This is a genomic window from Alicyclobacillus hesperidum subsp. aegles, assembly GCF_027923525.1.
In the GTDB taxonomy this organism is placed as follows: Bacteria; Bacillota; Bacilli; order Alicyclobacillales; family Alicyclobacillaceae; genus Alicyclobacillus; species Alicyclobacillus aegles.
Map to the genome: position 1 here is coordinate 13,190 of NZ_BSBJ01000002.1, position 21,731 is coordinate 34,920.

General features: G+C 53.8%; 17 protein-coding genes. 5 read left to right on the forward strand and 12 right to left on the reverse strand.

Annotation, left to right across the window (positions count from 1 at the left end; all coding sequences use genetic code 11):
• Positions 1–68: 68 nt before the first annotated feature.
• From QMF38_RS00935 to QMF38_RS00955, 5 genes are all read right to left on the reverse strand, one after another.
• The gene (locus QMF38_RS00935; RefSeq protein ID WP_232302331.1) at positions 69–1,058 is read right to left on the reverse strand and encodes a Gfo/Idh/MocA family protein; all 990 of its coding nucleotides are present in this window, start codon (positions 1,056–1,058) and stop codon (positions 69–71) included.
• Positions 1,059–1,074: 16 nt separating this feature from the next.
• On the reverse strand, positions 1,075–1,947 hold the full coding sequence (locus tag QMF38_RS00940) for a sugar phosphate isomerase/epimerase family protein (RefSeq protein ID WP_058095222.1): 873 nt from the start codon (positions 1,945–1,947) through the stop codon (positions 1,075–1,077).
• 91 nt (positions 1,948–2,038) lie between these two features.
• Positions 2,039–2,872, reverse strand: coding sequence for a carbohydrate ABC transporter permease (locus tag QMF38_RS00945; protein WP_058095221.1), 834 nt, complete (start codon positions 2,870–2,872; stop codon positions 2,039–2,041).
• Between the two features lie 39 nt (positions 2,873–2,911).
• A complete protein-coding gene (locus tag QMF38_RS00950; RefSeq protein WP_052012397.1) occupies positions 2,912–3,751 on the reverse strand; it encodes a carbohydrate ABC transporter permease in 840 nt (279 codons plus the stop codon).
• 151 nt (positions 3,752–3,902) lie between these two features.
• A complete protein-coding gene (locus tag QMF38_RS00955) occupies positions 3,903–5,312 on the reverse strand; it encodes an extracellular solute-binding protein (protein WP_232302330.1) in 1,410 nt (469 codons plus the stop codon).
• A 356-nt stretch (positions 5,313–5,668) separates the two neighbouring features.
• On the opposite strand from QMF38_RS00955, the gene QMF38_RS00960 reads away from it, so the two are divergent.
• Positions 5,669–6,823, forward strand: coding sequence for a LacI family DNA-binding transcriptional regulator (locus QMF38_RS00960; RefSeq protein WP_281758320.1), 1,155 nt, complete (start codon positions 5,669–5,671; stop codon positions 6,821–6,823).
• Between the two features lie 53 nt (positions 6,824–6,876).
• On the opposite strand, the gene QMF38_RS00965 is transcribed toward QMF38_RS00960, so the two are convergent.
• The 4 genes from QMF38_RS00965 to QMF38_RS00980 form a co-directional block, all read right to left on the reverse strand.
• Positions 6,877–8,082 (reverse strand): sugar ABC transporter permease, encoded by a 1,206-nt coding sequence (locus QMF38_RS00965; protein ID WP_281758323.1) that lies wholly within the window; start codon positions 8,080–8,082, stop codon positions 6,877–6,879.
• A gap of 1 nt (position 8,083) precedes the next feature.
• Positions 8,084–8,869, reverse strand: coding sequence for an ATP-binding cassette domain-containing protein (locus tag QMF38_RS00970; protein ID WP_040290519.1), 786 nt, complete (start codon positions 8,867–8,869; stop codon positions 8,084–8,086).
• A gap of 77 nt (positions 8,870–8,946) precedes the next feature.
• Complete coding sequence (locus QMF38_RS00975; protein ID WP_058095218.1) at positions 8,947–10,026, reverse strand: sugar ABC transporter substrate-binding protein; 1,080 nt, start codon at positions 10,024–10,026, stop codon at positions 8,947–8,949.
• 379 nt (positions 10,027–10,405) lie between these two features.
• Positions 10,406–11,554, reverse strand: a complete 1,149-nt coding sequence (locus QMF38_RS00980) for a glycosyl hydrolase family 18 protein (protein ID WP_058095217.1) — start codon at positions 11,552–11,554, stop codon at positions 10,406–10,408.
• A gap of 158 nt (positions 11,555–11,712) precedes the next feature.
• Here QMF38_RS00980 and QMF38_RS00985 point away from each other — a divergent pair, with 158 nt between their 5' ends.
• The gene (locus QMF38_RS00985; protein ID WP_058095216.1) at positions 11,713–12,939 is read left to right on the forward strand and encodes an MFS transporter; all 1,227 of its coding nucleotides are present in this window, start codon (positions 11,713–11,715) and stop codon (positions 12,937–12,939) included.
• On the opposite strand, the gene QMF38_RS00990 is transcribed toward QMF38_RS00985, so the two are convergent.
• A complete protein-coding gene (locus QMF38_RS00990; RefSeq protein WP_281758328.1) occupies positions 12,932–15,058 on the reverse strand; it encodes a beta propeller repeat protein in 2,127 nt (708 codons plus the stop codon). The two genes, QMF38_RS00985 and QMF38_RS00990, sit on opposite strands and share 8 nt — an antisense overlap.
• 133 nt (positions 15,059–15,191) lie before the next feature.
• Between QMF38_RS00990 and QMF38_RS00995 the strand changes: the two genes are divergently transcribed.
• Genes QMF38_RS00995 through QMF38_RS01005 form a run of 3 tightly spaced genes read left to right on the forward strand, consistent with a single transcriptional unit; the run spans position 15,192 to position 19,662 of the window.
• Positions 15,192–15,794 carry a polysaccharide deacetylase family protein gene (locus QMF38_RS00995; protein ID WP_281758330.1) on the forward strand — a complete coding sequence of 201 codons (603 nt, stop codon included), beginning with the start codon at positions 15,192–15,194 and terminating at the stop codon, positions 15,792–15,794.
• Between the two features lie 28 nt (positions 15,795–15,822).
• Positions 15,823–18,075: a glycoside hydrolase family 3 C-terminal domain-containing protein gene (locus tag QMF38_RS01000; RefSeq protein WP_006447913.1), complete on the forward strand. Its 2,253-nt coding sequence runs from the start codon at positions 15,823–15,825 to the stop codon at positions 18,073–18,075.
• Positions 18,076–18,120: 45 nt separating this feature from the next.
• Positions 18,121–19,662, forward strand: a complete 1,542-nt coding sequence (locus QMF38_RS01005) for a carboxylesterase/lipase family protein (protein WP_006447914.1) — start codon at positions 18,121–18,123, stop codon at positions 19,660–19,662.
• 146 nt (positions 19,663–19,808) lie between these two features.
• On the opposite strand, the gene QMF38_RS01010 is transcribed toward QMF38_RS01005, so the two are convergent.
• Together QMF38_RS01010 and QMF38_RS01015 are read right to left on the reverse strand one after the other, a co-directional pair.
• Positions 19,809–19,982: a hypothetical protein gene (locus QMF38_RS01010; protein ID WP_176780883.1), complete on the reverse strand. Its 174-nt coding sequence runs from the start codon at positions 19,980–19,982 to the stop codon at positions 19,809–19,811.
• Positions 19,983–20,055: 73 nt separating this feature from the next.
• Positions 20,056–21,681: a S53 family peptidase gene (locus QMF38_RS01015; protein ID WP_237716501.1), complete on the reverse strand. Its 1,626-nt coding sequence runs from the start codon at positions 21,679–21,681 to the stop codon at positions 20,056–20,058.
• Positions 21,682–21,731: the final 50 nt, after the last annotated feature.

The window sequence follows — 21,731 nt, forward strand, 5'->3', positions numbered from 1 at the left end:
TCAACTGTAGCGTGATGAAGCTTGGATTGTCAAGGGGCGAATCGCTATCCTTGCATCGAACCGCGTGGTCAAAAAGCAATCCATCGTTGTTGCTCGCTGCTTTCCCAAGCAGCTTCCGTGAGCCGTGCAACCTGATAACCGCTTTCCGCCGTCGCTGCAGGTGAACTGATTCGTCCGAGAACAAGGTCGATGAAATTCTCGTCCAGATTTGTAGTGACTGGCAAATCTTCGACAGCGACCGGATGTAGCTCCGAATGTACACCCTTTGCCACGAGAAGTTCGCCATTGCGATACAATGCGGTTCCCTTAGACCCGTGGATCGCGACGTCTTCCCACCACTGGATAGAGGCACTGCCAACTACGTTCAGAGTACAAATGACGTCATGCTCGAAACGAATGGTTAATGCGGAGTCAATATCAACTTCGGTTCCGCGATTGTCGGTATGTGCAAAAACAGATTTCGGTTGCCTTCCGATGAGCCACAACATGACGTCAACAAGATGCGATCCGGAATCATTCAACTGTCCACCGCAAGAAAGTCCTCGATTCTGCCTCCACGTGCCACGTTGGGATTCCAACCAGGACTGCGCCTGATACGCCGTGGCATAGCGAATCTCGCCGAGCTCTCCACTTTCAATCAATGTCTTAAGATATACGTATGGCCCCTGTAACCGTCGTTGGTAACTCACAGCAAGATGACGTCCCGCCTGTTGAGCCATCTCGATAAGTGCCCTCGCATTGACGGAACCCGCCACAAACGGTTTCTCCATCAAGACATGCAAACCTCGCTGCAGACACATCTGACCTTGCTCAAAATGTTGTGCATGCGGCGTAACAATCACGGCCGCATCCGCCTGAACCGTCTCCAGCGCGGCTTTTAACGAGGAAAATTCAGGGGTTGATTCCATCCCCCCATATAGTTGTTTCGTCGCGGCAATCGCCGCCGACGAGGGATCGACGATTCCCGCGATTTCTACATCGCGTAGAGCGAGCAAGTTGCGCAGATGGGATCTTCCCATCCCACCAGCTCCAACCAATAGTACGCGGACCGCTGCCATGTCCATCTCCCCCCGGTTACGCAAAATACTGAGCAAGATGTCGAAACGCGCATTGAATACCATGTAATTCATCTTCAGCGCTACCCCAAAACCGAATGTCCTCCAGTTCGATACTGACACACGCGCCGTATCCAATCCGGCTCAATTTCGACGCAATCTTCCCCCAATTCACTTCACCTGTTCCCGGGATACAATAGCGCCAAGAGCCTTCCGAAAAGCGCTCTGGAATAGAAAGTCGCGCTGGTAAACCGCCGTACAAATACTGCCCATCCTTAAGAATTTCGGTATCTTTCCCGTGACAGTGAAAAATTCGGTCCTGAAACTCGTCGAGCACCCGTAAGTAATCAATTCCTAAGCGCACAAGGTGCGATGGGTCGTAGCACAAACCAATATATGGTGAACGGACCCTGTGGAACATCTCACGCCATACTTCTGGCGTATAACCGAGCGTCGGGTAATATGGTGCTGGTCCGGGCCAACCTTCAATAGCGATGCGTACCTCATGTCGTTCACAGACCTCAGCAACAACGGGAAATGTTTCTGTGAAGTAATCGAGAGACTCAGAGATTGGTTGGCGATCCGCTTGTGGAACAAGGCATACAAAAGCCGTCTTTGCACCAAACGCCGCCAGTTCTTCGATCTGCCTACAAACGCTTGCCATGGCTTGTTCCCGCTCCTGGGCATGAGGCGACAGAAGTCCGGACACGCCCGCGAGATCAACAGTCCCTAGTTCGAGCCCGGACAAATCTCCATCCTCAGCGGTTTGCACATATTGCAACGAAGGTAGATCGATTGCGGTAAGACCCATTTCTCGAAATTGATCAGCCACGAACTTGATACCTTGCGCCTGTAGTTGAGGTGACAACCTTGCCCCAATCAAATTTCGCATGTCTTTTCTCCTCCTTAGCACAATCGATGATGTTAGGTTCGGCATAACCCGATCACGTGAACTTTGTCACCTCCTTCACATCGTCAGCACGTCATCCTTTGGTTGCTCCGCCGAACTGAAAACCTGTCGACATATAGCGCTGGCCTAGGACATACAAAACGACGGCTGGTATTGTATACAGGATTGAAAATGCAGCCAATTTTCCGTACTCCACGCTGCCGTACTGGCCAAAAAACTGGAAAATGGTCACCGAGGCAGGTAATTTCGATGGCGTTTGGATCAGGATAAACGGTACAAAAAAGTTGCCCCAGCTTCCTGCAAACGTGAAAATACCCACCGTTGATATGCCAGGTAACATCAAGGGCGCGACAATCCTGCGCAGACTAGAAAACGCGGATGCACCGTCTGTCCATGCAGCTTCTTCAAGCTCAATAGGTACGGAGTCCATAAAGTTTTTCATTATCCATATCGCATAAGGCAATCCGGAAGCGGCCAGAAACAACGTGGTCCAAAAGATTGAATCTGTGATGTGAAGAAACACGAACAATTCGTAGACAGGCACCATGACAGCCGTGATAGGAAGGCTGGTGGAAAAAAGGATTGTGTACATAAATGGCCGCTTATACTTTAAGTGATAACGAGACAGGGGATAAGCTGCGAGTCCAGCTACAATGACAACTAGAATGGACTGCCCAAACGATATGATGACACCATTGACAAATGCCCTCTGATTCGCGGGATCGGACAAGATAGCCCAAAAGTTGCCGAGTGTCCAGTGCTGTGGTACCTGCAATGCTAGAGTGGCGTCGCCATCAAACGCGGCGAAAATCATCCACAACAACGGGATCACAAAGGCAATGCCAATAAGCACTAATATCACATGAACGATGACCGCATCTGCCTTGGCACGATTCCACTTCTTCATCCTCTCGCCTCCCTCGTCTAGTCGTATCGGCTGCAATACTTACAATTTCACTTTCAACATGCGCAGGTACACGAAGCTCGCCACAATGCCGATCATGAGTAGGATGAGAGAAATCGCGGTACCATAACCCAATTGATAGTCACTGAACGCCTGCTGATACATGTAGATAGGCAATGTCGTGGTGCGATTGCCCGGACCGCCGCCAGTCAGCGAATAGATGAGCGTGAACACGCCAAGCGTTTGTAGCGTAATCAGCATCATATTGGTCGCGATCGAACCCTTGATCATAGGGAGTGTCACACGAACGAAACGCTGGAATCGACCCGCACCGTCGATGGCTGCGGATTCAAGAATCTCCTTCGGGACGTCGCCCAATGCAGCCTGATAGACCATCATGGAAAAGGCAGTGCCGTGCCATATGTTTGCGATAATCACAGATACCATGGGAAACGCATACAGCCAAGCGATGGGTTGGACATGAAACACAGACAGGAAGGTATCAAGCGTTCCACCATCGCTAAAGAAGGCATAGAAGATGAATGCCACTACAATTTCTGGAGTGACCCACCCGGCAATAACCAAGACACCGATGGCACTGCGAAACAGTCGATGACGTTCATTCATGAGAACGGCGAGCAACAATCCTAGCACCTGTTGACCAATGACCGCAGAAAATAAGAGGAACACAATGGTCTTGATGACGCTAATGCGAAATGTCGGATCCTGAAACATGGAAACGAAATTTTGAAAACCAACAAACTTAGTTGCGAGACTTGAAGTACCTGTCAGTGATAAATTTGTGAAGGCAAAATAGAAGGTGAGCAATATGGGTACGAAGAAAAACACTGCGAGTAAAAGCCAAGATGGAAGTAGGAACATGATAGCTCGCCACCCGGTGTGATGACCCACACCGCCTGGGACTCTATTTCGACGTCCCGTGGACTTGGCGAAGGCGTGCACAGCCATGATGCAACCTCCTATGCGACGCAGTCAGGGCGTGGCTTTTGCCCCGCCCACTGCAGTCGTGACGTCATTTGGACACGGTTTCCGTGTTACTTGCGCCAACAATTCGTTGGACATTGTTCGCGTATTGTTGCATCGCCTGTTCTGGGGTAAGCGCACCAGTCGCAACGGCTTCAACGGCCGCCTGAATTTGTGTAGAAACACTCGGATATTGTGAGTTAGCTGGACGGAAGTGCGTGAATTTCTCAAAACCTGTGGCTACTTTAAAGAACTGGCCAGGTGCATTTTCGTAAGCTGGGTCGTTCGCAATGTCCTTCCTCGGTGCCAGATTGCCCTGATGTACGTCATACCACTCCATGTTCTTCTTATCTGTGGCAATCTTAATAAAGTCCCACGCCAATTGCTTATTTTGTGAAAGATGCGAGATGGAGAGTGCCCATCCCCCCGACATTGAGGTATACCCAGGTGCCTGCCCAAATTCAGTTGGCATCGCCGTCAACTGATATGCCTTTGTCCCGTCCGGCCAAGGCGACGGTCCATTTTTCTGCCAAGATCCTGGTAGCCAATTCCCGTCTAAGGCTATGCCAATCTTTTGTTGTGGCATCAGCTGTTGTGACTCGATATTTCCAGCTTGCGCATTTAAAATTTGCGAGAAACTTGGTCCGAGGCCATCCGCGTAGACAGTTTGAATCCACTTCAATGAATTTAAGAAGCCGGGACTCTGTACAATCCACTTATGCTTGGCAGCGTCGTACAGCGTATCATGCGTCCCGTACAAGAGCATCTCGAACGTCTGCATTGTTGTCGCTTCCCCAGTGGCCTTGCCAACTTGCATCCAAAGAGGTACGACCCCAGGAACTTTCTCTTTAATCTTTTTCGCTGCATTAAGCACGTCATTCCAATTCTTAGGATGCCATGGTACTGGAAGACCCGCCTCCTTAAAAATCTTTACGTCGTAATATAACCCACGAGTGTCAGTACTGTATGGAACTCCATACACCTCTCCACTATTCGATGTCGATCCCGACTTCATCGCCGCACTGAACTCAGACCAATCGGGCCAACTTTTCACTTCGGCATTTAGCGGTTGCAAATATCCCGCGGACCCATCGGCATTAATCAGAAACGTATCTTCCGTCACCACGTCGGGAGCTGTGCTGGCCGATTTCATCATTAAGTCAATCTTTGTATAGAAGTCATTTTCCGAGGCTTCTATCGGCTCCAACTTGACCGTTACACCGTGATACTGCTTCTCAAACTGTTGTGCTGCTTGCTGTAGCCATTCCTGATTAAAATACGGTGGGTTCCCAAACTGTTGGTACGCCACCGTGATCACCCGTGGTTTTGTCGTACTTGCTGCGGCTTGCTGGTGCGATGTCTGTGCGGGCGCAGCATGCGAGCTGTTTGTGGCACACCCAGAAAGGCCGACACAAGCGAGCACTATAGACGAACCGATGCAAACCGTTCGTTTTTTCATCTTCCGTTCCTCCTTTGTGAAATGTGCTGCAAATGTTTACTTTGTTGCTTCTACACACAGATTCCATGTACTCAGGTCAACCGACAGAAACCGTTTACATACCAGTGTCTCTGGGTGCTATCCACTTCTGTGTTACGAATGTATTACGGCGATGCAATGTTCATACCAGGTCTATGATGAACTTTGCACAAATGTGTGCGACGAAAGCGATAAACATAAAAATGTATCTGAACCGCATACAAATGTGACAGCGATTGTCACTTGGGTCCCTGTGCGATCCTTTAGCTATGTGAAAGCAGAATGGTGTTTTTACTCCTGATTACACAAAGTCGCGAGATAAGGTATGTGATGCGAGGATGAACGCAGGTAGCCCACTTCAAGATGAAATTGTGCAATGGTTGCGCGAGCGCATCATAGGTCACGAGTTGACGCCCGGGGATCAACTGCCTACAGAAAAGCAGTTGTCAGAGCAACTTCGTGTTAGCCGGATCACTGTCCACCGGGCGTTGAAGCGTCTGGCAGACGAGGGGTTGATCCATCGTTACCCTGGGAAAGGTACGTTTGTTGCCAGCACACCCCCAGCCGTTAAAGAAGAAATGGAGCGATACGAACACAACAAATCTGCAAATACGAGCTCAATCGCATTTATTCTGCCCGGAATATCTGCCGCTTTCGGTACTCAACTCCTCAAAACGGTTATATCTACGGCCGAAGGGGCGGGGTTCAATGTCGTGATCAGCTTCACGGATAACTCACAGGAGGCGGAACGTGCGGCCATTCAGAGGGTCCTACGAGAGGGGGTAAAGGGGATCCTTGTAACTCCGGTGAATGGAGAGTACTATAACGACCTGATCCTGCGGCTACACCTTGACCACTTTCCAATGGTACTCGTCGATAAACGCCTTGATAAAATCCCTGTTCCCTTTGTCACGACAAACAACCGTGCAGCAGCTTATGAATTAACCCAACACCTGATTTCGCTAGGTCATAAGAAGATTGGCTTCCTGTCTCCCCCCGACGAAGTGACTACGTCGCTACAGGATCGGTTTGCAGGTTATTTGTCGGCATTAGCGACAGAGCACATCACATTTGATCCCGATTTGCGAATATGCAATCTTCCGACCGGAGGCGCGATCGACAAACCAGACGGCAAAATGGTCTACGAAAAAATTGAGCAGTTCATCTTGACACACCAGAGTATGACGGCCCTGATTGCGACGGAACACGTCTTTGCCACGATGCTGGACGACATTTGTGCCAAGCACGCAATTCGCGTGCCAAACGACCTGACGATCGCATGCTTCGATAGCCCTGCGTCATGGATTGAAAAACAAAAATTTACGCACATCGCACAGCAGGAGGAGCGAATCGGCAGAACGTCGGTCGAACTGCTACTACAGCTGATTCAGTGCGGCCCCCGGGACGCCCCTGTCGCCATCGAATTTCCCGGTCAGCTGTCTATCGGTCGCTCGTCGGGTCCACCGCCGCTCGGCTCGGAATCCAATACCTGAACAAAAAACGTGGCCAACCTGCAAAGAGGTGGCCACCGTGCATTGCCTGATGTTCACTTGCCGAGCTTTTGCCTCCGCATGCGCGTGAATGTGTCAAAGGTGACGGCCAACAGCAGAATGGCACCTTCCACGAGGTACTTTGTGCTCGTACCTGCATCAAGTAGGGCCATTCCGTTTTCGATACTCCCGATGACCAAAGCACCAGCCAATGCATTCCAAATACTCCCGCGGCCGCCGAACAAACTGGTACCGCCAATGACCGCCGCAGCGATGGAGTCCATCAGCAAATCACTGCCACCAGCCGCTGTTGACGCCGCCCCCAAACGTGATGCGCCAACGATTCCTCCGACCGCTGCAAGCAATCCGGCTAAAGTGAAGACAGCAATTTTCACGCCTTTCACGTTGATGCCCGCGCGGCGTGCCGCTTCCTCATTGCCACCTAAAGCATAAATGTGCCTACCAAACGTCGTACTTTGCGACATCCAAGCAAATCCAGCAACGAAGACGATCAAGACCAATCCGGCGATGGGCACTCCTTGATACGCGTTGAGCACCACCGTCACCACAATCATGACGATCACGCTCGCCACCACGCGCACCCACATGGCCGATGACGACTTGACGGGCAACCCCATGCTTCGTCTGGCCGCTTTATCTCGCCAAACGCTCCATATGACAAGTGCGATGGAAATCGCAACAAGCAACCAACTCAACCAAGCGGGCAAGTAATTGCCTGCGATGGCATTGATGGTGTTGCTCATGATGGGAACCGTGCCTTCCTGGCCAATCAACACGAACAGTAGTCCCAGATACCCAAGCGATCCGGCCAAGGTCACGATAAATGAAGGCACGCGCAAAATGGTGACCCAAACCCCCTGAAACAGGCCGATGATAGCACCACTTGCGGCGCCAGCAAGAATGGCTACGTACGGGTTGACGTTGTTCGCCGCCAGCTCAGCTAGAATGGCGCCACCGACGGCGCTGACCGCCGCGATCGACAAATCGATCTCGCCAAGTAGCAAAATCAGCGTTTCGCCAATCGCAAGCAGTCCGTATTCTGCCATCTGTAGGACTAGGTTAGAGAGGTTACGACTGGTTATAAACTGGGGATTTAAAATTTCAAAGACAATCCAAATAAGAACGAGCGATAGGAACACGGGTAATTGCTGAAATTCACCGCCGAGCAGGCGGCTCATCAGAGAACGCTCGCGTACAGTCGGTACCTGCGGATTTCCTGCCTGGCCAATATTCGCCGTCATATCAGGAAGTCACCTCCTCTACTGCCGATGCGCCTGTAATGGCGGCAACCACCTGTTCAGGCGTCACGTTTCCGCGTTCAAACGCAGCCACCGTACGCCCCAAGCGCAGTACAACGATCCGATCTGCAATTTTAAATACGTCGTTCATATTGTGAGAGATGACCATCACGGCCTTTCCACTTTGCGCGAGGCGCTGAATTAACTCCAACACTGCGCGCTGCTGAACGACGCCAAGTGCTGCCGTCGGTTCGTCGAGCATGACCAGTTTGGATCCCCACAGTACCGATCTGGCGACAGCGACCGTCTGCCGCTGCCCTCCCGAGAGAGAAGCCACTTGTGTGTCAAGGGGAGGCAGGCGAATCCCTAACTCATTCAAAACCGGCATAGCTCGGCGTTCCATCTCGTTCCGATCCAAAACGCGTACCAACCCTGGAATCAACGTGCGGCGCAGTTCACGCCCAAGAAACAGGTTGGACACAATATCCAAGTTGTCGCAAAGAGCCAAATCCTGATAAACCGTCTGAATGCCCAGTTTCTCCGCAATGGCCGGGCTGTTTAAACGTACAGGCTCGCCCTCAAATAGAATGTCACCTTCGTCAGGCTGCTCGACGCCAGCAATCATCTTGATGGTCGTCGACTTTCCTGCCCCGTTATCCCCGACAAGGGCGACGATTTCGCCAGCCGCGACGGAGAACGTGACGCCGTCCAGTGCTTGCACCGCACCGAATCGCTTGCGCAGTCCCCGAACCTCGAGGACGCAATGGTTTGCATGACCTAGTTCGGTCACAAATATCCCCCACTTCATCTCGCCAAGACGACCGGGGAGCCACCGCTCCCCAAGTCTATACAATTGGCAAACACCAATTATTGTTGTGCTGGATTTTTAATATGAGCCCAAGTGGTATAGCCGTCTTTGATGACCGTACTTGCCACGTTCGCCTTCGTGACCATGATCGGCGTCAACAAAACGGAAGGAATCTTCGCAGCCCCGTTCGCGGTCGAACCATTCACAAGGCCAGTCGCCTTCTTGCCGGTCAGGATGTCGTAAGCGAGATCAGCAGCCGCTTTTGCCTCTTCCTTAATTGGTTTATAAACGGTCATCGACTGCGTACCGTCGTAGTAAATGCGATGCAGTCCAGCGTCCGTCGCATCTTGCCCCGTCACAGGAATCCCTTTGATGTGCTGTTGGGTCAGAGCCTGAATCGCCGCACCCGCGAGGTTGTCGTTGGCCGCCAGAACGCCGTTGACTTTGTTGTTCAGCTTTGTTAAAGCCTGCTCCATCTCGGTCTGTGCGGTTGCCGAATCCCAGTTTTGCGTGTATTGCTCATAGCCCAATTTCAACTTCCCTGATTTAAATAGCGGATCGAGCACTTGGTGAGCTCCCTCTGCAAACTGCTTTGCGTTCGGGTCTGTCGGCGCACCATCGAGCATGACAACCGTGCCGCCTTTTTTCGTGTGCTGGGCAATGTACTCGCCTTGCAACCGGCCGACTTCGACATTGTTGAACGAAACGTAATATTGAACTTTCGCATTCATAATCAGGCGGTCATACGAAATCACTGGAACCTTCGCCCGGCTCGCTTCCGTCACGATGGTCGATGCGGCATAGCCATTCACAGGCGCCACAACAAGCAATTGCGCCCCGTTCGTGAGAGCGCTTTCCACCTGTTGCAACTGTGTAGACTCGGACCCCTGGGCGTTGTTGTATATGATTTGTGCATTCGGGTCTAGCTTTTTCATTTCTGCGATAAAGTCGGGCCTATCATCGTACTCCCAACGCGGTGAACTTGTCGTTTCCGGCATCAGAAATGCAATTTTCACTTTCGGTGCAGCGTTGCTCGCCGCTTGTGCCGAAGTCGACCAAGCGAGCCCGACGCCGCAGCTACTGGCTGCCAGGACAGCGCTCGCGATACTCGCACGAATACCCCACGTTTTTTTCCCCATTCTTGATATCCCCCTCATAAGATTCAAAACTAGTCATAAGCATTCAGGAAAGCGCTTTCCTGAACCTTGCCAAAAATACGCGTCCTCGGTCACAACGCGTTGCCGTACCCAGCTCCCCCCTGTCATCCAGAAAATTCACCATGTTGCCGAATCTATGAGGTCTTGAGATATGCTTACCAAATACCGAATTGTTTGTCAACGAGAAAAACTAAGAGTACTGATTTGATAAGCCATATTTTTTATGCTAAACCGTCTTCTGAATATGCACGCATGAGCAAACGTTCGCTCTCACGCTTGCCACCCCACTTCTATTGACATTCAAAAAGCCCGCTCCAAAGCATCGGACCGGGCTTTTGCATGATTTCACGGAACCGTTGAATCAGCGTTTGACCACCCTGAAGCGGTTGGCCAAAAGCGTGGGGACCTGCGGGAAGTCAGTTGGGTATGACCAGAAACTGATCCCTCTCAAGTTGTATTCACCAACCAAGTCGAGTTTCGCTTGAAAACTGCGTGCGTCCTCAAACCAAACGATGTGCTCTGCTTGGTCCTGCGCTTTGTACATATAATACGGTGCCTGCGCGTTGGCATCATACAGAATCGAAACTTGATGGGCTGCCGCCCGTTCGACCGCTTGCAAAGGCGTCAAGGTCTCCGCACGCGATCCACTGACGTAAGGGAGCTTCCAATCGTACCCGTACACCGAAACGCCCATCAGAATTTTGGCCGGTGGAATCGCCGTGATCGCGTAGTTGAGCACTTGCCGAATTTGATCGATGGGCGAAACCGCCATTGGCGGACCGCCAATCCAGCCCCACTCATACGTCATCAGTACGACAAAGTCACACAGCCGTCCGTGCACAGGGTAATCGTGTGCTTCGTACAAAAGCCCCTGCTGTGTCGCAGATATTTTAGGCGCCAAAGCGCTCGACACAAAAAGCCCCTCGCGATGCAAGCGGTCAACCACCATCTGCAAAAATTGATTGTATAGCGTCCGATCCTGTGGGTACACGTACTCAAAATCGATATTCAGTCCCCGGTATCCCTTCGCTCCCATGGTTTGTAGCACGTTTTCAATCAACGTGTTTTGCAAGACCTCGGAGGTGAGGATGGTATGTGCGACGTCAGAGCTAAACATGTTGCCCTGCCAGTTGGTCAGGACCAGCAATGGCGTTACACCTTGCGATTGCGCTGCTTGCAGCAGGCTGGTGTCGTCCAGTTGCATCGAGATAGAGCCGTCGGGTTGTGCCTGGTAGCTAAAAGGCGACAAGTATGTTAACACAGGTGCCAAGCTTGCGACCTCTTGCGCGGCGGCTGTCCCGGACTGAACAAAATACGCATTCGCTTCCAAACTGCGCCTTATCGCAGGTGTAGCACTTCCCACATTTGTGGGGATGACGAGAGACTGACCGACAACGAGTCCATTCGGATTGGCAATGCCGTTGATAGCGGCAATCGCTTCTGGCGAGACGCCATACATACGCCCCAGCTGCCAGAGGGTATCCCCCCGCTCCACGACGTGAATCAACATCATACAGGCCTCCTGTTCTCATTCCTCGACACCAGCCTATTCCTTGCACATATCGTTGGGCTGGGCGCGCGCCCACGTCTTTTGGCATCGCGACGCTTCCCATGTATGATGGAATCTGTTGTGCATGTGGAGATTTACGAGTGAGAGAGGAGTCACATATGCAACTGGAGCAAGCAGTCGAGCAGAGCAAACCCGTTTTGTCAAAGCGCTTAATCCTCGTCATGGCGATTGCCGCTGGCCTTGCCGTCGCAAATTTATATTACGGCCAGCCTCTCCTCAATGACATGCGCGTGTCGTTTCATACCACATCGTGGCAGGTGGGGATAGCTGCCACTTTGACACAGGTGGGCTACGCGTGCGGTTTGTTCTTCTTTGTCCCACTGGGCGACAGCCACGAGCGGCGGCGGCTCATTGTTCGTATGTCGATCGCGGCAGCTATTGCACTCGTGTTTCTAGCAGTAGCACAGGATCTATGGTGGCTATACGCAGCCAGTCTTGCTGTAGGTATCACGACCGTAGTGCCCCAGATGATTGTACCGTTCGCAGCCCACTTAGCAGCGCCAGCAGAACGCGGCAAAGTGGTCGGTACCGTCATGAGCGGTCTGCTCATTGGCATCTTGCTGGCACGGACACTATCAGGATTTATCGGATCGCAACTCGGCTGGCGGGCGATGTATTTGATCGCCGCCGTCATCATGGCACTTCTCACGGTCATCCTGCGCTGGCTGCTACCTGCCCTCCCGGCGGAGACGCAAACGCCTTACGGTACACTCCTGAAATCGCTGTTCACGTTGATCAAGGAACTGCCTGATTTACGCGACGCGTCGCTCCTTGGCGCAATGTCATTCGGCGCGTTCAGCGTGTTCTGGACCGTGCTGTCACTCTATTTGGCAGGCCCGCCGTTTCACCTCGGGGCTGATGTAGCCGGCTTGTTTGGCCTCGCGGGAGCAGCAGGAGCGTTCATCGCCCCTGCCGCCGGATCGATCACGGCGCGCATGCCTGCGAAGTACACGGCGCGCTTGGCTACTTGTGTCACACTGCTGTCGTTCCTGATTCTCTGGCTGTTTCGCCAACATCTCATCGGCTTAATTGTCGGTGTGATCATCATGGATCTCGGTGTTCAAGCGACACAGGTTTCAAATCAAGCGCGCATCTATAGCCTCTCAGATGCGGCACGCAACCGCCTCAACACGGTGTACATGGTCACATACTTTCTGGGTGGTGCGCTCGGATCGTTCATCGGATCGTTCGTCTTTGACAATTGGCACTGGGGCGGTGTCTGCGCAGCCAGTAGCATCTTGCTTATCCTTGGCATCCTGGGTTTTCTCGCCGTCGCACCGAAGGCCCTCATGCCATCGCACGATCCTCGCGATCTGATCAATTGACATACCGCCAGGTGTGACCACCATCGGTGGTCGCAAGCAGTCCGTTTGCTGTCAGCAAGTACCCGTCCGCAGAGTTAACGAATGACAAGTCATAGACGGCTCCGGACGGGTACAGGTTGAGCGGTTGCGGAACCGATTCATCCTCGCTCCGCGTTTGCCAATGGCTCCACGTATGCCCGCCGTCGTGCGTGACAAACAACGCCATCCCTTGATTCACCTCAAATGGCGATCTCGCCGCCAACACCCAACCGCTCTCCCCGGACCAGTCCATGCCAAGGGCGGCATACCCCTTTGGCAGTGAAACATGCCGTTCGACGTGCGATCCGGACGTCCATGTAAGCGTCGTCTGATACACCCCGGGCTGTGATTTCGTGGGGCGCTGTAGCTGTTCAACCGAGGAACTCCACAACGACCCAGGGTTTTCATATGCCGCCGTGGCAATCCCTAACGGACTACTCTCTGTAGCGATTTGCGTCCAATCGATGCCGTTGGTCGATTGCAACGTCACAGACGGATATGCAGTCACAAGCGTCAATGCGAAGTGATCGCCAGACACCGCGAGAGCAGTTTGTACGTTCGCGACAGAAAGTTGTTTCGACGCGCTCGCTGGCAATTGCGAAGCCCCTAAATCCGTCCACGTCGTACCGCCATCATGGCTCACCAAAAGGTGTAGCTGTCCTTGGCCGTTATTCGCTTGTTCTACCGCAGCCACGTAGACCGTACTGGCATTTGCGTACGCAATTGCGGTCGGGAACATGCCATTCATGATGCGAACGGTACGCCAAGAATGGCCGCCATCGTCTGTCGTATAGATATAGCCAGCGAGATCGTCTGAGCCGATACCTATGCCCTTCTTAGGTGTGACAAACTGCATCGCGACGTTCGGCTCACCGGCTGGATACACAACGTTCCACGTTTTCCCGCCATCGCTACTGCGGTACAAATCCATGCCACCGTTCGTCAGCGACACGGCTGCAAACATGGAACCCTTGGGTCCGCTCGTCAACGTCGCCTCACGCCAGTCAGGGAGCTGTGCCACCTGTGAAATCACACCTGAGTGCATATTGAATGCTGTCAAACCACCTGGAAACGGCGCCGCCCCCGGATCGAGGGCCACGAAAGCGAGTTCGCCAGCAGACTTTGTAAACGTTGGTTCATATTGCAAAATGCGTCCCATATACGCATTGGGCTGTGCATGTTTCCACGCCTTACCGCCATTGAGGGTCCAGTACGCGGTGGTCGTCCACGAATCAAGATCTTTGACGAGAAATAAGCCGTAGTTTTCCGCGTTCGGGTCAAATTGCACGGCCGCTTCCCACGCGCGCATGGGTGCCGTCCGCACGGCCACACTCCAATGCGCACCGCCATCCGTCGAGTGCAACAGTTCGATCACGCCCTTGTTGACTTCGCCGTCCGCCGTTACCGGTGCCGTCGTGATGGACAACCACAACTGACTGGCGTTCGGTGCGCTGAAGGCGATGGGTTGGCCAGGCGTCTCCATCTGCCTCCACGTCGCACCTCCGTCAGTTGTGCGTAAAAAGTATCCGTCAACCAACGCGTAACCGCTTTGCGCAAAGAGTTTGACTTGCCAGTCCTGCGCAAGCATGGACTCTCCCATCACTTGTGTCGCCGTCCATGTGCGCGTCCAATGCCGCCCGCCATCAGTGGTTCGATAGATGGCATCTGTCACGCGCTGGCGTCCGTCAACCGCCGGCGCGACGGGCTGAGCAGTCCGGGTCAGCGCAACGCCGTCGCTCGCATTTGTGAATGCCAAGGACTGCACTTGCCCATCGATAGTCCCAGCCTTTGCCCAAGTCGATCCGCCGTTTCGCGTGACGACGATTTGCCCGTTGACCGCCGCATATCCGACGCCGGCCCCTGTAAATACGGGAACAGCAATGCTCGTTGCCGACGTACTCGTGATGCCGGGCTTGCCGACAAAAGTCAGTGGACGGTCGTTTATGACTGAAACCGCTTCCTGTTTCGTAGTCTGCGCGGTATGCTTGAAAGGAGTGACGCTCGCCATGGCCGTGGCATTGCCGTTAACACGAGTATCACACCCAACCAAGGCAAATGCGGTCGTCACTGCGGCAGCCCACATCCATGTCCGTCTGGTCATTGGTCATTCTCCTCACTCTACCATGTTGTCATCTCAGTTGACGAAGCGAGTGGCGACCATGTGACATGGAGTGCTAACAAGGAAACATTTGCAGAGTTGTGGATGTCGACTATCCGTAAAGGGGAAATGGCATATGGACAACAGCCGTACACGCCAACAAACACCGGCCCGTGTTGGCCACTTGACGATCACGTTTGACGACGGGCCAGACGCCGAATATACGCCGCAAATTCTCGAAACCCTTCGACATTATGGCGTGCCCGCCGTCTTTTTTTGTATCGGTGAACAAGTGGCGCGCTACCCCGACGTGCTGCGCGCCATTGACGCTGCCGGGCATGCCGTTGGCAACCACACGATGACACATCCGCATCTAACCGAGTTGCCTGATGACGAAATTCGTAAACAACTGACTGACGCAGCCAATCAAATTGAAGCCACAATTGGCAAGCGACCGCACTTGTTCCGTCCGCCATACGGCGATATGGACGATCGCGTCGAGCGGATCGCGCGCGAGCTCGGTTATCAACCCGTCCTGTGGGACGTCGATTCCGTCGACTGGTCGGGTATTCCTGGACCGACGGTCGCGGCCAATGTGCTTCCGCACCTAAAGCCGGGTGCTATTGTGCTCCAACATGCGGGTGGCCACGCCCAAGGCACCCCTGCGGCGTTGCCATATATCATCGAAGTGGCTGTCGCGATGGGTTACGACTGGGTCCCTTTTACGTCGAAATCGTGAGTAACCGCTTAAGAAGAGGAGGGAAACTGTGAAACACAAAGACCTGATTGCCCGCATGACGCTTGAAGAAAAGGCCTCGTTGTTGTCGGGCAAAGACTTCTGGCACATGCAGAATATCGCAAAGCACGACATACCTTCGCTAACCCTAACAGACGGTCCACACGGCGTAAGGATGCAAGAAGAGGGAGAAACGCAGTTTAAGGGCAAACCGGCAACTTGCTTTCCAACTGCATCCGCATTGGCAAGTTCATGGGATGCCCAACTGCTCGAGCAAGTCGGTCAAGCGCTGGGGCAAGAGTGCCGCAGCCTCGGCGTCCATGTATTACTCGGGCCAGGTGCTAACTTGAAACGTTCGCCCCTTTGCGGCCGCAACTTCGAGTATTTTTCTGAGGATCCCGTCCTCTCAGGCGAACTCGCCGCAGCACATATTCGCGGCGTGCAAAGGCAAGGCGTCGGGGCATCGCTTAAACATTTTGCCGCGAACAACCAGGAGCACCGACGAATGACTGTGAGCGCCGAGGTAGACGAGCGGACGCTACGCGAAATGTATCTCGCGAGTTTTGAGCGTGCCGTCAAACAGGGACAGCCATGGACCGTCATGTGTGCCTACAACCGCATCAACGGTACGTACTGTTCTGAGCACAAATGGCTTTTGACCGATGTTCTGCGCACGGAATGGGGATTTGACGGGATCGTCGTGTCAGACTGGGGCGCGGTGAACGATCGCGTTTCTGGAGTGGAGGCTGGCCTTGACCTCGAAATGCCAGGTGGACCAGGCACGCAGGACGACGAGATCGTACGAGCTGTTCGCGAAGGTCGCCTCGACGAAACATTGCTCGACAAGGCGGTTGACCGGCTACTCACCCTGGTCGAGCGGGCGTATCAGGCTGAGCCTGCAGTGCCGTTTGATACAGAGGCCCACCACGCACTCGCCCGCAAGGTCGCCAGCGAGTGCATGGTGCTTCTCAAGAACGAGGGCAACATACTGCCGATTCAAGAGGGTGCACAGGTTGCCATCATTGGGGCCTTCGCGAAAGAACCGCGTTATCAAGGCGGCGGCAGTTCACATGTCACACCTACACGCTTGGATGTGCCGTACGACGAATGCGCCAAACACCTCGGCAACCATGTGTGCTACGCCGACGGATATCGATTGGATACGGACGAAGCCGACGACAAACTGATCGCAGACGCTGTCCAGCTCGCCAAGACGGCGGACGTCGCCGTCGTGTTTGCTGGGCTACCGGAGCGCTATGAATCGGAAGGATATGATCGGCAGCATCTGTCCCTTCCACCTGCGCACAATCGACTGATTGCCGCCATTGCCGCGGCGCAACCCAAGACGGTTGTCGTGCTCACAAACGGTGCACCAGTTGAGATGCCATGGGTCAACCAAGTGCCGGCTATCATTGAGGCTTATCTCGCAGGGCAGGCGTTTGGCGGCGCGATCGCCGACGTACTCACTGGCCGCGTAAACCCATCAGGCAAGTTGGCGGAGACTTTCCCCGTGAAACTGGAACACACGCCAGCACACCCGTTTTTCCCAGGTGAAGGTGACATTTCCGAGTATCGCGAAGGCATCTTCGTGGGCTATCGATACTACGACGCCAAGGCCATTGAACCTCTCTTCCCATTTGGTCACGGACTGAGCTATACGTCGTTTGCGTATACAGACGTCGACGTTTCAGGTGAACGAATTCGCGATGACGAACCGCTAGAAGTGCGTATCCGAGTAACAAATACGGGCCCTCGCCCAGGCAAGGAAGTCGTACAGCTGTATGTCGGCGATGATGTGGCGAGCGTCATTCGACCGCGCAAAGAACTCAAGGCGTTCGCAAAAGTGGAACTCCAACCAGGTGAAGAAAAGACGGTCACACTCGTGCTCGACAAGCGCGCGTTCGCCTTTTGGGATCTCCAATGCAGCCAATGGCGGGTAGAGAGCGGTACCTTTACTTTGTCCATCGGGTCGTCGTCACGAGACATTCGATTGACCAAGCAAGTGCAAGTTGAATCGACCTCGCCGCGTCCCCCCGTACATGTACATGCAAACGCCACAATCGGAGACTTGCTGACGGATCCACAAACCGGTCCGGTACTGCGAGGGATTTTGCAAGAGGCTATGCAATCGTCGCCGCTTGGCGGCATGGCAGAACACGATCCCGAACTCTTCGAAGCCTTTATTCGATATACACCCCTGTCGCGCACGGCGACGTTGGGCGGTATACCACGCCAGTCGATCCAACAAGTGATTGAGCGTCTGCGACAAGCGCAGGAAGGGTAATTCGCGGGCAAGCCGCCTGTATGGCTGCGAAAGGAGATTTCTCCGATGAACGTTAACTTGAACCGCGTGGCTGACGCACCCGTCGTCTCGACACGCTATGGAAAAATTCAAGGTATATGGCAGGACGGCGGTTCTGCCGCGTACCTTGGCATTCCTTACGCGGCTCCGCCCGTTGGTAAGCTACGTTTTTTGCCACCGCATCCCCCCGAGCCATGGGAGGGCATCCGAACAGCCGCCGAATATGGGCCGACACCTCAGCGGCGGCCATTTGGCGATGTGACGACGATCCCCGAGCCGTCCATACCCGGAGATGACATCTTGAATCTGAATGTGTTCACACCTGCCCCGCGCGATCGTCTCGCAAAACTCCCTGTCTTGGTGTGGATTCACGGCGGCGGCTACTTCGCTGGATCACCCGCTTCGCCATGGTATAACGGCCGCTCTTTTAATCATCATGGGGTCGTTTTTGTCACGCTGTCGTACCGCCTCGGCTTTGACGGATTCGGCTGGATGGAAGGCGCACCATTGAACCGCGGGTTGTTGGATCAAATCGCCGCACTCCGTTGGGTCAAAGACAACATTCGCGAATTCGGGGGCGATCCTGATCGCGTCACGATTGCTGGCCAATCGGCTGGGGGAGGTTCCGTGTTGTCACTTCTCGCCTCACCGAAGGCGGACGGACTGTTCCAGTCGGCGATAGCCGTTTCTAGTGCATTTGGCTGGCCAACGGCCAACGACGTGGCCGAAGTCGGACGAGGCATGGCGGAACACTTTGGCATCGAACCGACCATTGACGCGTGGCGCACCATTCCTCACGAGCGTATCCTGGATGTCGAACGAGCATGGAATCACCTGCCGGGCAGTCCTTCATCGGCTTCTGTCGATGAACTCTTGACAGCCATGCGGACGGAATTAGATCGAGCGACAGGCCTAGCGTTCCGCCCTGTGCTGGACGGAGACGTACTGGTGCATTCTCTCGATCATCCAACAACTCAACAGCGGATCGCTCACATTCCTATCATCATCGGCAGTACACGCAATGAGTTTTCATTCCCGTCGCCGGCGGATGCTCCCGGCCTTGATGAAATTTGCGAGATGCTCGCTCGCCACGGTGTGGCCGATGCTGCCATCGAACGGTTTGCCCACGATACATGGCGGATTGGCGAGGAACGTGCATTAGGACAGTTCATGACGAGTTTCATGTTCCGCAATGGGATTGCCCGCTTTGCAGAATTGCGCAATCGGGCAGGAGCAGGAACGCGGACTTGGCTGTACGATTTCGCCGAGCTTGCCGCGAATGCCCAGGGATCGTTCCACTGTCTCGACCTGCCCTATTTCTTTAACCAGCTCGACGCACCAAACGTAGACAAAGTACTGGGTCCCAATCCCTCACAACCACTCGCGGATGCTATGCACGGAACATGGGTCGAGTTTCTCAAACATGGAAGGCTGCCGTACCCCTCCACCGAGGACAACCCGTGTGGTGCAATTCACTTTCAGGGCGGGGCCGAATTCCGACCGGATGCTTATGTCTTCGAACGAGAACTGCTCGCTGCCGTCGGCCAGTGGCCGGGCCTGCGGGACTGAACATACCTTCCTATGATCAGACACGCCATGCTAAAAGCCCCGGGAGAATCCTCTAATCCCGGGGCAATTTCTCTAACGGCGGTTCACTTGTTCTGCATCATCACTGATTTTATGATCATCACCACAATCGGTCGGCTGCCGATATCTTAGTCGTCTTCAACCTCGGTAAATTCCTTTACAATATGAGTATAATCATACCCGTGTTCGCAGTGCGTGCAATGAACGCGAACCACATGTTCACCTTCTGGCACTTGAACAACATTGACCTTTTCACAGCGTGGGCAAATCGACTCCACTTCCCAATGTTTATGCAAACTCATGAACTCGCCTCCCTGCTTGATTTTGATACGATACTATGCAGATTAACTCAAAATCAGCTTGAAGCGATAGCACTCACCCGTTTAAGCCATGAACAAAGTAATACGCGTCAATGGATCCCCAGCCTGTTGGATGATCATATCCTACTCCAGCCGCATATGCGCCATTGTTGCCGGACGTAACGTCGTGGAAAGCAAAGTTCCTATACGATGCATTGCGCGCCATGGCATAGATACCTATATCCGCGAGACCAACAGGCGGTTTGCCTTTCAGCGCACGGGATTGGTCAATAAGCGCAAACGTCGCAGCCATTTCGGGAGCGACAAAACTGGTGCCGCCTGCGATTTCCCAAGTGCCTTCATAATAAAAATCGTAACCTGTCGCGGGATTCGCGTTGAGTGCGATATCGGCAGTCTGCCGCGCCCCTGTTTCGGGAACGCCCGGACCATACTGCCACGACGGTTGGCCAAAGATGGCGCTTTGTCCACCGCCACCATCCGTCCACGCGCTCTCACTCAATCGTTCACCATCGCTTGCGATATCCAGTGTCGTCCCGCCGCACGCCGTCACGTAGGGGTCAGACGATGGATAATCGACATGGTTACCCGCAAGGCCGTCACTGCTACCGCTGTCGCCCGCCGCTGCAAACACACTTTGTCCTTGTGCGGCCATCTCTTCAAATATACTGTGCTCCGCGTCGATGGTGGAACTCGGCGTCTGCGACTCAGGTGCCCCCCAACTCGTCGTCACAACATGGGCTCCATCGTCGCTTGCTACCTGATTAAACGCATCAATGAATGCTGCCGCATCGGGCGTCGCGGCTTCGTAAACCGCGAGCGAAGCCGTGGGTGCGATGGCATGCGACCACTCGCAGTCAAGCGTCGTCTCGTCACCTGGCGCCGTGCTTGTCCCGTCGATCACGCGCTGGCGAATAAGCGGATTGGGCAACCCAAAGGCGCTGTCAAACGCGTCCACATCCGACACATTGACAGACCCAGAGGTCACGATGGCGATGGTTTGTCCTCTTCCAGCCCACGACGAATAGAGTCGCTTGTAATCGTAAGCTGTTTGAATCTGTGCCGGCGTGTACCCACCTGTTGCCGACGCCGACCGCTTCGTCACGGTCAGATGCCCGGTCATAGGCTCCTCGCCCAGCCCAACAACGCCAGATACATATTCTGCAATCGAAGCTGGGAGCGTCCCCATCTGCGAAGGTGCATAAAAGTCGAAGCTTCCTTCTTGGTACTGATGCTCGTGAATCGAAAAGGCGTGTTCCATCTGCGTAGCCGTTCCTTTAACGTCGAGCACCAAGTTATTGTGGGAGTCAGACTGCACCTTAAGCCCGTACTGGCGCAAGTAGGTACTGACAGCTTCCACTTCGCTTGCGGAAGGCGCAAATTCCTGCCGAAATTGTTGCGGCGTCAAATAATGGCCGTACTGCTTGGATGATGGATTGTAAAGTTCGCCAATCAACTGTTGCAAAGCCGCTTGATTTCGCAACTTCAGGCCAATCGCCACATGCATGGGCGCATTTCCTGCGAGTTCCCCGACGATCCTGGCACCGTGCTTCGCCTGTGGCTCCACACTTGCCACGACAACGCGCTTCGCCATCGGCGCTGTCGCCGCCATGGCGACAAGCGGAACCCCACCGGTCAGCAAGCATGCTGTTGTCGCTGCCAGTATCCGAACAGAAATTTGCATACTGCCCCCGCCCCCAATCTTATGTCAACTTCTATACAACGAAGTATAGG